The sequence below is a fragment of the Kribbella sp. NPDC004536 genome, assembly GCF_042873835.1.
Lineage (GTDB): Bacteria > Actinomycetota > Actinomycetes > Propionibacteriales > Kribbellaceae > Kribbella.
In genome coordinates, this window is record NZ_JBIALY010000001.1 from 536,662 (window position 1) to 548,366 (window position 11,705).

13 protein-coding genes are annotated in these 11,705 nt (G+C 66.3%); 9 read left to right on the forward strand and 4 right to left on the reverse strand.

Annotation, left to right across the window (positions count from 1 at the left end; translation table 11 throughout):
* Nucleotides 1–17: 17 nt before the first annotated feature.
* Nucleotides 18–953: a helix-turn-helix transcriptional regulator gene (locus ACFYRU_RS02530; protein ID WP_387652212.1), complete on the forward strand. Its 936-nt coding sequence runs from the start codon at nucleotides 18–20 to the stop codon at nucleotides 951–953.
* 105 nt (nucleotides 954–1,058) lie between these two features.
* Here the strand turns inward: ACFYRU_RS02530 and map are convergent, their stop codons facing one another.
* Nucleotides 1,059–1,826, reverse strand: a complete 768-nt coding sequence (map, locus tag ACFYRU_RS02535) for a type I methionyl aminopeptidase (RefSeq protein WP_387652214.1) — start codon at nucleotides 1,824–1,826, stop codon at nucleotides 1,059–1,061.
* Between the two features lie 45 nt (nucleotides 1,827–1,871).
* Here map and ACFYRU_RS02540 point away from each other — a divergent pair, with 45 nt between their 5' ends.
* Complete coding sequence (locus tag ACFYRU_RS02540) at nucleotides 1,872–2,132, forward strand: helix-turn-helix domain-containing protein (protein WP_387652216.1); 261 nt, start codon at nucleotides 1,872–1,874, stop codon at nucleotides 2,130–2,132.
* A 292-nt stretch (nucleotides 2,133–2,424) separates the two neighbouring features.
* On the opposite strand, the gene ACFYRU_RS02545 is transcribed toward ACFYRU_RS02540, so the two are convergent.
* The 3 genes from ACFYRU_RS02545 to ACFYRU_RS02555 all read right to left on the reverse strand — a co-directional run bounded on the left by ACFYRU_RS02545 (nucleotide 2,425) and on the right by ACFYRU_RS02555 (nucleotide 5,955).
* The gene (locus ACFYRU_RS02545; RefSeq protein ID WP_387652218.1) at nucleotides 2,425–4,140 is read right to left on the reverse strand and encodes a hypothetical protein; all 1,716 of its coding nucleotides are present in this window, start codon (nucleotides 4,138–4,140) and stop codon (nucleotides 2,425–2,427) included.
* A 173-nt stretch (nucleotides 4,141–4,313) separates the two neighbouring features.
* Complete coding sequence (gene ychF, locus ACFYRU_RS02550; protein WP_387652220.1) at nucleotides 4,314–5,390, reverse strand: redox-regulated ATPase YchF; 1,077 nt, start codon at nucleotides 5,388–5,390, stop codon at nucleotides 4,314–4,316.
* A gap of 43 nt (nucleotides 5,391–5,433) precedes the next feature.
* Nucleotides 5,434–5,955, reverse strand: coding sequence for a GNAT family N-acetyltransferase (locus ACFYRU_RS02555; protein WP_387652222.1), 522 nt, complete (start codon nucleotides 5,953–5,955; stop codon nucleotides 5,434–5,436).
* A 67-nt stretch (nucleotides 5,956–6,022) separates the two neighbouring features.
* On the opposite strand from ACFYRU_RS02555, the gene ACFYRU_RS02560 reads away from it, so the two are divergent.
* The 7 genes from ACFYRU_RS02560 to ACFYRU_RS02590 all read left to right on the forward strand — a co-directional run bounded on the left by ACFYRU_RS02560 (nucleotide 6,023) and on the right by ACFYRU_RS02590 (nucleotide 11,702).
* Nucleotides 6,023–6,889 carry a DUF817 domain-containing protein gene (locus ACFYRU_RS02560; protein ID WP_387652224.1) on the forward strand — a complete coding sequence of 289 codons (867 nt, stop codon included), beginning with the start codon at nucleotides 6,023–6,025 and terminating at the stop codon, nucleotides 6,887–6,889.
* 76 nt (nucleotides 6,890–6,965) lie between these two features.
* A complete protein-coding gene (locus tag ACFYRU_RS02565; RefSeq protein WP_387652226.1) occupies nucleotides 6,966–7,754 on the forward strand; it encodes a polysaccharide deacetylase family protein in 789 nt (262 codons plus the stop codon).
* Between the two features lie 79 nt (nucleotides 7,755–7,833).
* Complete coding sequence (locus ACFYRU_RS02570; RefSeq protein ID WP_387652227.1) at nucleotides 7,834–9,003, forward strand: DNA recombination protein RmuC; 1,170 nt, start codon at nucleotides 7,834–7,836, stop codon at nucleotides 9,001–9,003.
* 47 nt (nucleotides 9,004–9,050) lie between these two features.
* Nucleotides 9,051–9,593, forward strand: a complete 543-nt coding sequence (locus ACFYRU_RS02575; RefSeq protein ID WP_387652229.1) for a DinB family protein — start codon at nucleotides 9,051–9,053, stop codon at nucleotides 9,591–9,593.
* 111 nt (nucleotides 9,594–9,704) lie between these two features.
* The gene (locus tag ACFYRU_RS02580; protein WP_387652231.1) at nucleotides 9,705–10,877 is read left to right on the forward strand and encodes a glycoside hydrolase family 64 protein; all 1,173 of its coding nucleotides are present in this window, start codon (nucleotides 9,705–9,707) and stop codon (nucleotides 10,875–10,877) included.
* A gap of 40 nt (nucleotides 10,878–10,917) precedes the next feature.
* A complete protein-coding gene (locus tag ACFYRU_RS02585) occupies nucleotides 10,918–11,256 on the forward strand; it encodes an ArsR/SmtB family transcription factor (RefSeq protein ID WP_387652233.1) in 339 nt (112 codons plus the stop codon).
* Entirely contained in the window at nucleotides 11,253–11,702 is a 450-nt protein-coding gene (locus tag ACFYRU_RS02590; protein WP_387652234.1) for an SRPBCC domain-containing protein, read from the forward strand. Before ACFYRU_RS02585 ends, ACFYRU_RS02590 begins: the two co-directional genes overlap by 4 nt.
* The last annotated feature ends 3 nt before the right edge of the window (nucleotides 11,703–11,705 follow it).

The following is an 11,705-nucleotide window of genomic DNA, read 5'->3' on the forward strand; positions in this document are numbered from 1 at the left end:
CCTGCGATACTCCGACGATGCGCGCGGAACGCCTCCTCAGGCTCCTCCTGCACCTGCAGACGCGTGGTCAGGCGACGGTCGACCAGCTCTCGCAGGCGCTGGACGTCTCGCCGCGGACGATCCAGCGCGACCTCGAGGTGCTGAGCGTGTCGGGCGTACCGGTGTACTCGATCCGCGGGCGCGGCGGCGGGTGGGCCTTGCTGCCCGGGTACCGCACCCGGCTGACCGGGCTGACGCCGTCGGAAGTGATGTCGGTGTTCGTCGGCGCGACCGCGCACGTACTCGCCGACCTCGGCCTCGACGCCTCCAGCGAACAGGCCGTCAGCAAGCTGATCGCGGCCCTGCCGGAGAACACCCGTCGCGAAGCCGAGTACGCCCGCCAACGCGTCCTCATCGACCACGCCGGCTGGGACGACCGCCGCGAAACCCCCCGCTGGCTCGACCTCTGCCGCGAAGCAGTCTGGAAAGAACACCACCTCAACATCACCTACGGCGATGGAACCGAACCGTTCCCCGTCGCTCCGCTCGGGCTGGTGGCGAAGGCGCGTACGTGGTACCTGGTGGCAGCCCGTACCGACGGGCGCCTACGTACCTACCGCCTCTCTCGTGTCACCTCGGCCGAACTCACCGGCGACGCGTTCATACGGCCTGCCGGTTTCGACCTCGCGACGTACTGGGCGCAGTCGCAGCGTGAGTTCCAGGCGTCCCGGCCGTCCTACCCGATCGTCCTCAAGGTCCGTGACCACGCGGTCCGCCGCTTCCGCCCGATCCAGCCGATGATCCCGGCCGGCGACGACTGGTGGATCGTCCACGCCGACCTCGAAAACGCCCACGAGGCCCAGGCCGCCGTACTCGCCCAAGCCGGCGCCGCCCAGGCAATCGCCCCACCGGAACTCATCGCCCTGGTCCACGAAGCCGCCGAGCGCATCGCCGCCGCACACGACCAGCCCTGACCCCAGCCCCTCGCGCCGAGTCGTGCGAACGGCTCGACCCTACCTCGCCGAGTCGTGGAAACCGGCTCCGAATCAGCGCCTCTTCTCACGACTCGGCGGTCGGTCCTACGCCTTCGTGAGGATCTCGGGGCCGTCGGGGGTGATCGCGATGGTGTGTTCGGTGTGGGCGGTACGGCAGCCGGTGACGCTGCGGAGGGTCCAGCCGTCCTCGTCCGTGAGGAGTTCGGCGGTGTCCTGCATGACCCACGGCTCGAGGGCGAGCAGCAGACCCGGGCGGAGCTGGTAACCGCGGCCGGGGCGGCCCGTGTTCGCGACGTGCGGGTCCTGGTGCATGGTCGAGCCGATCCCGTGGCCGCCGAACTCGGTGTTGATCGGATACCCCGCGGCGCTCAGCACGGTGCCGATCGCGCGGGAGATGTCGCCGATCCGGTTGCCCGGCACGGCGGCCTCGATCCCGGCGGCCAGCGCGCGCCGGGTCGCGTCGATCATCGCGACGTCCTCCGGAGCGTGGGTCTCACCAACGATGAAGCTGATCGCCGCGTCCGCCGCGATCCCGCCCAGCGACACCGCCAGGTCGAGCGTCAGCAGGTCCCCGTCGGCGAGCCGGTAGTCCGACGGCTTCCCGTGCAGCACCGCGTCGTTGACCGCCGTACAGATGTAGTGCCCGAACGGCCCGCGCCCGAACGACGCCTCGTAGTCGACGTAACAGGACTGCGCACCGGCGTCGGTGATCAGCGACTTCGTCCACTGGTCGATGTCCAGCAGGTTCGTACCGACGGCGGTCCGGCGCTTCAGGTCCTGCAGAATGCCCCCGACCAGCGCACCGGTCTCCTTCGCCTGCGCCAGCTCACGGGCGTCCAAGATCTCGATCATGCAATAACTATACCGGCCAAATTATCCCGGTACTATCATTGGACCATGGTCAGGCTCCCGCTCACCCCCGCGGAAGTCGAGCGCGGCGAACGCCTCGGCGCCGTACTCCGCCGCGCCCGCGGCACCCGCTCCATGCTCCAAACCGCCCTCGACGCCGGCGTCTCCCCCGAAACCCTCCGCAAAATAGAGTCCGGCCGAGTAGCCACCCCCGCCTTCCCCACCATCGCCGCCATAGCCGACGTCCTGGGTCTCTCCCTCGACACCCTCTGGTCCGAGGTCAACCAACCAGAACGCCTGGTCTCCTAGCGCCACCAGGGCGTTCCTTCAGTAACGACCGCAAGTTCGGCGCGGGTGTCGTAGTGGCGCACCCCAGTCCGGGACGATGCGCACAAGGGAGATGCCGTCCGCAAGTGCGCGCGAACCGAGGAACCGTGCGAGGTAGACCGCTCCGCAAACATCCCACGCGGCCAATATGTCGACCAACGACATCGGGCGCCAGTTCCACAGCTATCCCCAAACAGAGATCGTCACAGCGGTCGTACCAATCAGGGCAGCCGACCGACAACGAGTCGCCTGACCGGGACGGCTGGCACCTTCCTCAGAAGAAACTCGTTGCGGGTATCCCGTTCAGAACGCCAACGACCTTGCCGTCAAGCCATTGAGCAAGGCCGAGCATGTACTCGCCTGGATCAGCCCCATCTTGAACTGCCTGGGCAAGTTTTGGTTTCCATTCCTCCAGAACGTCCCGCTTAATGCTCTTCCGTGCGTGATCCCCACCGTGCTCAAGCCCAATGCTTTCGATAGGGATCACGCTTGTCAGCAGATCCGTACTGAGGTATCGCTCGATTCCAACAAACGATTCGTCCAACTCTGGATTGACGAGCGTGCCGTCGGCAATGATGCAGGTCGAGTATTCGTGATGCTTGAGTGCCTTATCATACTGAGGCTTCTTCTTGTCTTCCCAATCTCTCAGAACTATCACTGGCGCCGCATCTGGGCGCGAAGCGATTGCCTGCGAATTGTACTTCAAGTATTCAAGGACGCCGTCTCCGCCGGCATCGGCGTCGAAGATCTCCGAAGGCGCGACGAGGCGCCAGCGAATACGGACATCGAGATGGGTTAGGGCGGCGCGAAGATGCACTGCATCATACCGCCCTTCGACGATGACGAGCGGTTGATCAGTGTGAGAGAACAGCGGATGCCTGAAGGTCGTGATCTCGCGCCGCGTCGCTTCTGCAATGGCGTCGCGAGCAGCAAGGCGTTGGATCTGAGTCCCCTCCTCCGTCATCTCAGCAGTCCACACGTATTCCGCGACGCGTGCAAACTCATCTTGGTGCGTTGTCACTATCACCTGCCGCCGACTGTCGAGCGCGTAGTTTGCAAGGTCAGTGGAGAACCTGGCACGAAGGCCGGCGTGGAGGAAGCTTTCGGGCTCCTCAATTGCCCAGACACTCGCTTGGGTCCAGCCAAAATCGCTAGAGCGCCGCGACCGATCAGCGAGGTCCAGGATGTGAAGAAGCATGAACGACTGGGCACCCGACCCCTCGAACTCCGGCGCTCTCGAAACTCCTCCTGCCGAAATGGCATTTACGCCGACAGAAAACACGAGATCGCCGAAATCCGATGGAAGGTCGGCGGCCAGCGTCGTTGACGGTAGACCACGTTGAACAGAGGTCGACACGCCGCCAAACATTGCGGACCCCATACCTACCAGAGCCGCCATCAAGTCTGGAACGTTGGAATCCTTGAACGCCTTCGTCCCGCGAAGGCGACGAACGAGGTCGGGGCGCAGCGGTTCGAGTTCTGCACGGATGAGCTCCGACGGCCGCGCGTGGTTTGGCACATACACGAAGCGCACCGCCCTGATGTAGGTCTGCAGAACAAGCGCCTCATCAGACGTGGCAACTTGGAGCGTTTCAGGGCTGGCTCCGAACTCGAAAGAATCGACCACCGAGTCTTGAACTGCGCCGCGCATCCAGGAGCGCCGGATGTAGATCACGTCCTGGATCGAGTGGCTCTTCTCGAACTCATCGACGCCCCGAACTCGAATGTCACCGTTGAGCGACAAACCCACCATGACCGTTACGGTTCGTTTCTTTCCCCGCGGAGCAAAGCCCGAATAGTCGCTCGAGAGGCGCAGGCTCGCCCGCTCTTCGTCCACATAGTTGTTGAAGAACAGGTTCAGCGCGCGCAGCACATTTGACTTGCCGGCACTGTTGAGGCCCATCAACGGGACGTAGCTAGCAAGTCCGTCGAGGATGAGCGATCGGATTGAACGAAAGTTCTCGACCGACACATACTTGATGACGTCCACGGGCGCCCTCCCCTGAGTACCTGACTCACCCTGCATCCAGCATCGCTGGAACCACATGACTTAGCCTTTGTCGCAGGCCTGCGTCATGTCTGCGATCTGCGCGGACAGCAAAACCTTACGGGCCGCCGAGCCGTCTGAGGCGTAAGCGGCTCGTGTCTGACAGCTCCAATCCGCTACACGTTGAAGCGGAATTCGACTACGTCGCCGTCCTGCATCACGTAGTCCTTGCCTTCCATGCGGACCTTGCCGGCGGAGCGGGCTGCGGTCATGGAGCCGGCTTCCATCAGGTCTTCGAAGGAGACGATCTCGGCCTTGATGAAGCCGCGCTGGAAGTCGGTGTGGATCACGCCGGCGGCTTCCGGAGCGGTGGCGCCGCGCTTGATCGTCCAGGCGCGGGACTCCTTCGGGCCCGCGGTCAGGTACGTCTGCAGGCCGAGCGTGTCGAAGCCGACCCGCGCGAGCAGGTCCAGCCCGGGCTCCTCGATGCCCATCTCGGACAGCATCTCGCGGGCCTCGTCCTCGTCGCCGAGCTCGACCAGTTCGGCCTCGAACTTCGCGTCCAGGAAGATCGCCTCGGCCGGCGCGACCAGGTCCCGCATCTTCTGCTTGAGGTCGGCGTCGGCGAGTTCGTCGGCGTCGCAGTTGAAGACGTACAGGTACGGCTTCGCGGTCATCAGCATCAGCTCGCGGATCGCGTCCCGGTCCACGTTCGTGGCGATGATCGGCGTACCGGCCTCGAGGTGCTTCTGCGCCTCCCGGACCGCCTCGAGCACGACCGCGCTCTCCTTCTTCAGCCGGGCTTCCTTCTCCAGCCGCGGGATCGCCTTCTCGACGGTCTGCAGGTCGGCCAGGATCAGCTCGGTCTGGATGGTGGAGATGTCGTCGGCCGGCGACACCTTGCCGTCGACGTGGGTGACGTCGTCGTCGCGGAACACCCGGGTGACCTGGCAGATCGCGTCGGACTCGCGGATGTGGCTGAGGAACTTGTTGCCGAGCCCCTCGCCCTCGGACGCGCCGCGGACGATGCCCGCGATGTCGACGAACTGCACGGTGGCCGGGATCACCTTCTGCGAGTCGTACAGCTCGGCCAGCTTCGGCAGCCGCGCGTCCGGCACGCCGACCACGCCGACGTTCGGCTCGATGGTCGCGAACGGGTAGTTCGCGGCGAGTACGTCGTTCTTGGTGAGCGCGTTGAACAGGGTGGACTTGCCCGCGTTCGGGAGCCCGACGATTCCGATGGTGAGTGCCACGGGCGTCAAGGTTACGCGGCGAAGACCGAAGTACCCCAATCCGTCAGATCAGGAACGCCTCGAGCTCGGCGTCGTACCAGCGCTTGGTCCGGCCGATGGGGCGCATCCCGAGCCGGTTGCAGACCGCCAGCGAGGCCACGTTGTCCGGGCGGACCACCGCGTAGATCTCACCGATCCCGGCCTTGAACCCGTGCTCGATCGCGCCCCGCGCCGACTCCGTCGCCAGGCCGCGCCCCCACGCGTCCGGGTGGAAGTGCCAGCCGACCTCGACCTCACCGCGCCCGGCGGAACCGTCCGACGGGTCGGGCAGCGGCACCAGCAGTACGGTCCCCGCGACCGTCGCGGTGTCCCGCTCCTCCACGGCCCACACCCCGTACGGCGTCTCCCGGTTGCGCTCGTTCCACTGTTCGATCACCTTCGACGCGGCACCGCGATCCGCCATCACCCGCGGCTCGGCGCCCAGCCAGCGGGCCACCTCCCAGCGGCGGTAGATGTCGAACACGCGGTCGCCGTCCGCGTCCGTCCAGTCACGGACGAGCAGCCGATCCGTCTCGAAGACCACCATCCCCACCACCTCCTCAGCCAGTTCATATTTCTCCCAACCAGGTGATCGCAAGCAACGTCTCCAGTCTGTGACCACCTGGACGGACCGCGCCGGAACTTCTTCACGCTTCGTGTTCGGCTGCCTGCAGTTCCTGCGTTTCGGGTGGCTGGAGGTGCTGTCGTCACTGTTCCCGGGGTTCGTGTTCGCGGGCCTGGCGATCTCGAAGTACGTCGACCTGCCGATCGCGCGGTACGACGCCCTGCTGATCTACTGCCTGGTCCTGACGTTCCTGTTCTGGGCTGTCCGGTTGGAGACGTGGCGCGAGGTCGCGGTGATCTTCGGGTTCCACCTGGTGGGACTGGGGCTGGAGTTGTTCAAGGTCCATGTGGGTTCGTGGGAGTACCCGGGTGACGCGGTGACGAAGTTCGCCGGGGTGCCGTTGTTCGCCGGGTTCATGTACGCGGCGGTCGGCAGCTACATCTGCCAGGCGTGGCGCCGGTTCGACCTGCGGGTCAGCAACTACCGGCCGCTGCTCACGACCGTCTGCGCGGTACTCATCTACGCGAACTTCTTCACCCACCACTGGATTCCGGACCTGCGGATCCCGATCACGATCGGCCTGCTCGTCGTGTTGCGCCGTACCTGGGTGTTCTTCACCGTGGGCGTACGGCGGTACCGGATGCCGCTGGCGTTGGCGTTCGCGCTGATCGGGTTCTTCCTGTGGATCGCGGAGAACTTCGGTACGTTCCTGGACGCGTGGAACTACCCGGACCAGGTGAGTGTGTGGCGGATCGTGCATCCGGCGAAGTTCGGCGCCTGGTCGTTGCTGGTCAGCATGTCCTTCGTACTGGTCGCGAGCGTGAAGTCGCTCGAAGGCCGGCTGTACCACCGGGGCGTGGCCGCGACAGTCGAGATCTCACCGCAACATGCCGACGCCAACCAACCTGACAGGTAAGGCGTCTCAACAGGTGTGAGGCGCTCCTGAGGGGGAGCACTGGGGAAGAACCGCCTGAAATACAAGGGGAAATGCCATGAGCCGGAAGTTCGCTGCATTCGTCGCGACGATGGTCGCGCTGGCCGCGATCGGTGGTTGGATGATGGCGTCCGCCGTCGCGCAGATGGACCGTCCGCACGCGTCCGCGGCGACGACGAAGCCGTCCGTGTCACCTTCCGGCGCCCCGACCAGTGCTCCCACTCCGAGCGGTACGCCTAGCTCAACTGTGTCGACCACGGGCAAGCCGGTGCCGCCGAACCCGACGACTTCTGTTGCCGCCGGCAAGAAGGTGCTGTTCTTCACCTTCGACGACGGGCCGGACCCGACCTGGACGCCGCAGGTGCTGTCGACGCTGGCGAAGTACGGCGCGCACGCGACCTTCTTCGAGCTCGGCCAGATGCAGGACGAGCACCCCGGCCTGCGTGACCAGGTGCTTGCCGCAGGCAACACGATCGGCAGCCACTCGATCAGCCACCCGCAGCTGACCAAGCTGGGCGCGGCGCAGCGCCACCACCAGATCTTCGACGGCCCGCGGTCGACGTGCTTCCGCCCGCCGTACGGCGCCACGAACGCGAAGGTCCGCGCCGACATCAAGGCGGCCGGCATGGTCCAGGTGCTCTGGGACGTCGACCCGCGCGACTGGGCCCGTCCGGGTACCAGCGCGATCGTCCACAACATCCTGACGCACGCCAAGTCCGGCCGGATCATCCTGATGCACGACGGCGGCGGCAACCGGGCCCAGACCGTGGCAGCCCTCAACCAGGTCCTGCCGATCCTGAAGGCCCAGGGCTACACCTTCCCGGCGATGAACTGCCAGCAGCGCTGACGCACCGAATCGGACTTTTTCCGGAACTCTGCCCGCAATCACGGGAAAACTGTCGGTGGGGTTGTGCACTATCGGTGACATGACGGGTACGACGGTGTTGCTGGTCCTGCTCTTCCTCGTGGTGGGGCTGTTGCTCGGGGCTGTCTTCGGGGTGTTGTGGGTGCGGGGGCGCGACGGGGCGCAGCTCGCCCGGGTGACGGCCGAGCGGGATGCGGCCGAGGACCGGGTGGTCGAGCTGACGCAGGAGCGGACCAGCGTCGGGCAGCAGATGGGTGGCCAGGCGGTGGTGAAGGAGGCGCTGGATCGCCTGCATGCACAGCTGAATCAGCTCGAGCAGGGGCGCGCCGCCTGGCAGAGCCAGTTGCATCAGCAGGTGAACGAGGTGCGGATGAGCGGCGAGGCGCTGCGCCGGGAGACCGCGTCGCTGTCGACCGCGTTGCGGAAACCGCAGGTACGCGGGCGATGGGGCGAGCTGCATCTGCGCCGGACGGTCGAGCTGGCCGGGATGGTCGCGCACTGCGACTTCACCGAGCAGGCGACGACCTTCGGCGAGGACGGCGTACTGCGGCCGGACCTGGTCGTGAGGCTTGCCGAGGGCAAGAACCTGGTCGTCGACTCGAAGGTGCCGCTGGCCGCGTTCCTGGAGGCGAGCGAGTCCGACGACGCCACGTTCCGCGAGGACCGGCTGCGGGCGCATGCCCGGCACCTACGGACGCATGTGGATCAGCTCGCCTCGAAGGCGTACTGGACGCGCCTGTCGCCGTCGCCCGAGTTCGTGATCCTGTTCGTGCCGGGAGAGTCGTTCCTGTCCGCGGCGCTCGACGTCGAGCCGTCGCTGCTGGAGTACGCGGCCGAGCGCCGGGTGATCCTCGCGACGCCGACGACGCTGATCGCGACGCTGCGCGCGGCGGCGTACGCGTGGAACCAGTCGGCGCTGACCGAGTCGGCGCAGCAGGTGTTCGAGCTCGGGCGGGAGCTGTACGAGCGCCTGAGCACGATGGGCGACCACCTCAGCCGGGTCGGGCGATCCCTGACGTCGGCGGTCGAGGCGTACAACGGGACCGTCGGATCGTTCGAGCGACGGGTGTTCATCACCGCGCGGAAGCTCCGCGACCTGCACGTCACCGAGTCCGAGCTGACCGCGATGGAGTCGATCGAGGCATCGGTACGCCCACTCACCGCACCGGAGTTCCTCGCGCTGGACGAGTCCCCCAGCACCCGCCGCTGGCCACCGTCCCAAGCGGGTTGAGAGGTTCCGGAAGAGGATCGTCCGGAACCAGGGATAGCGTGCTCCGCATGAACAGCACACCGTTGACGGGACCGCCGGTCGCCGGCACCGAGGCCGACACGTTGATCGGGGCGCTCGAGCGCAACCGCCGGACGTTCGCCTGGAAGTGCGGCGGGCTCGACTCGGCCGACTTGAACAAGCAACATCCGCCGTCGACGGTCACCCTCGGCGGACTGCTCAAGCACCTCGCGCTGGTCGAAGACGAGTACTTCACCCATCGCCTGCTCGGCAACGAGTACGGCGCGCCCTGGGACGCCGTGGACTGGGACGCCGACCCCGACTGGGAGTGGCACAGCGCTGCCGACGACTCACCCGAGGAACTGATGGCGTTGTGGGAGGCGTCGGTCGAGCGCTCCCGCGCCGCGGTGGCGGAAGTTCTCGCGGCCGGCGGCGTCGACCAGCTCGCGAACTGGAAGGGCCGCAACGGTGACTCTCCCAGTCTTCGGTACATCCTCGTCGACCTGATCGAGGAGTACGCCCGGCATACCGGCCACGCCGACCTGATCCGTGAATCCATCGACGGCCTCATCGGCGAGGGCATCGCTGGGTAAGGGCGGCCCGGAGTAGCTGTCGGAAAGCCGACAGTGATGAGTTGTTGACAGTCGGTGGCCTGCTCACGCAACGATGAGAGCGCTCTCTCAGGCGGACGTGAGGAGAAACTGATGCGCAACTCAAGAAGGGTGCTCGCTGTCGTCGCGGCGGCGGTCGCCATGGCCGGGGTGTTGTCGGCGGCGCCGGACCGCCCGGCCGACGCAGCCGTACCTTCGACCATCCCGTTCACGATCACGAACAACTCGGGCCGCGGCGACGCGGTCTACGTCTACAACCTGGGCACCAACCTGGCGACCGGCCAGCAGGGCTGGGCCGACGCTTCCGGCACCTTCCACGCCTGGCCGGCCGGCGGCGACCCGCCGAGCCCGGCGCCGGATGCGTCGATCGCGGGTCCGGCCAACGGTCAGTCGGTGACGATCCAGCTGCCGAAGTTCTCCGGCCGGGTCTACTTCTCGTACGGCCAGAAGCTCGTCTTCAAACTGACCACCGGCGGCCTGGTGCAACCTGCCGTACAGAACCCGTCCGACCCGAACCGGAACATCCTGTTCAACTGGTCGGAGTACACGCTCAACGACGGCGGTCTGTGGATCAACAGCACCCAGGTGGACATGTTCTCCGCGCCGTACGCCGTCAGCGTGAACTCCAGCACCACCGGCCACCTGAAGTCCGGCGGGTACAACGCCGTCTACAACGGACTCCGTGCCGCGAACTGGGGCGGTCTGATCCAGACGGCCCCGGACGGTTCCGTGCTGCGTGCACTGTCTCCGCTGTACGGCGTGGAGACCGGCGCACTGCCGGCGAGCGCGATGGACGACTACATCAACCGCGTGTGGTCGAAGTACAGCTCGGAAACGTTGACCGTCACGCCGTTCGGCGACCAGCCGGACACGAAGTACTTCGGCAAGGTGTCCGGCGGCGTCATGAACTTCACCAACAGCGCCGGTGCCGTGGTCACGTCGTTCCAGAAACCGGACTCCGCCAGCGTCTTCGGCTGCTTCAAGTTGCTCGACGCACCGAACGATCAGATCCGCGGCCCGATCTCGCGCACGTTGTGCGCCGGCTACAACCGTTCCACCCTGCTGACGAACCCGAACCAGCCGGATGCCAACGACGCGAACTTCTACCAGGACGCTGTCACGAACCAGTACTCGAAGACGATCCACGCACAGATGACCGACGGTCGCGCGTACGGGTTCGCGTTCGACGACGTCGGCAACCACGAGGCCCTCGTCCACGACGGCAACCCGCAGCAGGCCGCGCTCATCCTGGATCCGTTCAACTGAAGTCTTGACTCCTCGGTCCGTTAGTGGCAGCTTACCGTTCGTGGAGACTTACGGATCACTCGAGGCGGTCGGACCGGTGCTGGACGCGCTCGGCGACCCGACCCGGCGGGTGATCCTCGAGACCCTGCGGACCGGCGGGCCGTGCTCGGTCGGCGTCCTGGCCGAGCGCGTACCGGTCAGCCGGCCCGCGATCTCCCAGCACCTGAAGGTGCTCGGCGCGGTCGGTCTCGTCCAGCACGAGTCGCGCGGGACGCGGAACATCTACCGCGTCCACCAGTCCGGACTGCACGAGCTGCGCAACTGGCTCGACCAGTTCTGGGGCGACGCGCTGCAGGCGTACGCGGACCACGTCCGGCGGACCGAGGAGGAACGGAAATGACTGTGGAACAAGACCTTTCACCGCTGGTGAAGACCGTGACAGTGCCGGTCGGAGCCGATCGCGCGTTCGAGGCGTTCACCGCGGAGACGTCGAAGTGGTGGCCGTTGTTCCGCCACTCGGTAGGCGAGGAGGCGGCGACCGAAGTACGGCTGGAAGGTGCGGTCGGCGGACAGATCGTCGAGTACGGCGCCGAGGGCGTGCTGGCGATCTGGGGCACCCTGTCGGAGTGGGACCCGCCGGCGTCGCTCAGCTTCAGCTGGCACCCGGGCCAGGATCCCGCGGACGCCGGGCAGGTGACCGTCACGTTCACCCCGACCGGCGACGGCACTGAAGTGAAGCTAGTGCATGCCGGGTGGGAGCGCCGCAGCGACGGCCGTCAGGCGCGGCTCAGCTACGACACGGGCTGGGACTACGTGCTGGGCAAATACGTGGAGTTCGCCGGATAGTAG

Excerpts from the sequence above, each read along its gene's own strand:
- map (WP_387652214.1), bottom strand. The coding sequence starts at position 1,826 with ATGATCGAGATCTTGGACGCCCGTGAGCTGGCGCAGGCGAAGGAGACC.
- ACFYRU_RS02575 (WP_387652229.1), top strand. The coding sequence starts at position 9,051 with ATGAACAGCACACCGTTGACGGGACCGCCGGTCGCCGGCACCGAGGCC.
- ACFYRU_RS02590 (WP_387652234.1), top strand. The coding sequence starts at position 11,253 with ATGACTGTGGAACAAGACCTTTCACCGCTGGTGAAGACCGTGACAGTG.
- ACFYRU_RS02570 (WP_387652227.1), top strand. The coding sequence starts at position 7,834 with ATGACGGGTACGACGGTGTTGCTGGTCCTGCTCTTCCTCGTGGTGGGG.
- ACFYRU_RS02555 (WP_387652222.1), bottom strand. The coding sequence starts at position 5,955 with ATGGTGGTCTTCGAGACGGATCGGCTGCTCGTCCGTGACTGGACGGAC.
- ACFYRU_RS02565 (WP_387652226.1), top strand. The coding sequence starts at position 6,966 with ATGAGCCGGAAGTTCGCTGCATTCGTCGCGACGATGGTCGCGCTGGCC.
- ACFYRU_RS02530 (WP_387652212.1), top strand. The coding sequence starts at position 18 with ATGCGCGCGGAACGCCTCCTCAGGCTCCTCCTGCACCTGCAGACGCGT.
- ACFYRU_RS02580 (WP_387652231.1), top strand. The coding sequence starts at position 9,705 with ATGCGCAACTCAAGAAGGGTGCTCGCTGTCGTCGCGGCGGCGGTCGCC.
- ACFYRU_RS02540 (WP_387652216.1), top strand. The coding sequence starts at position 1,872 with ATGGTCAGGCTCCCGCTCACCCCCGCGGAAGTCGAGCGCGGCGAACGC.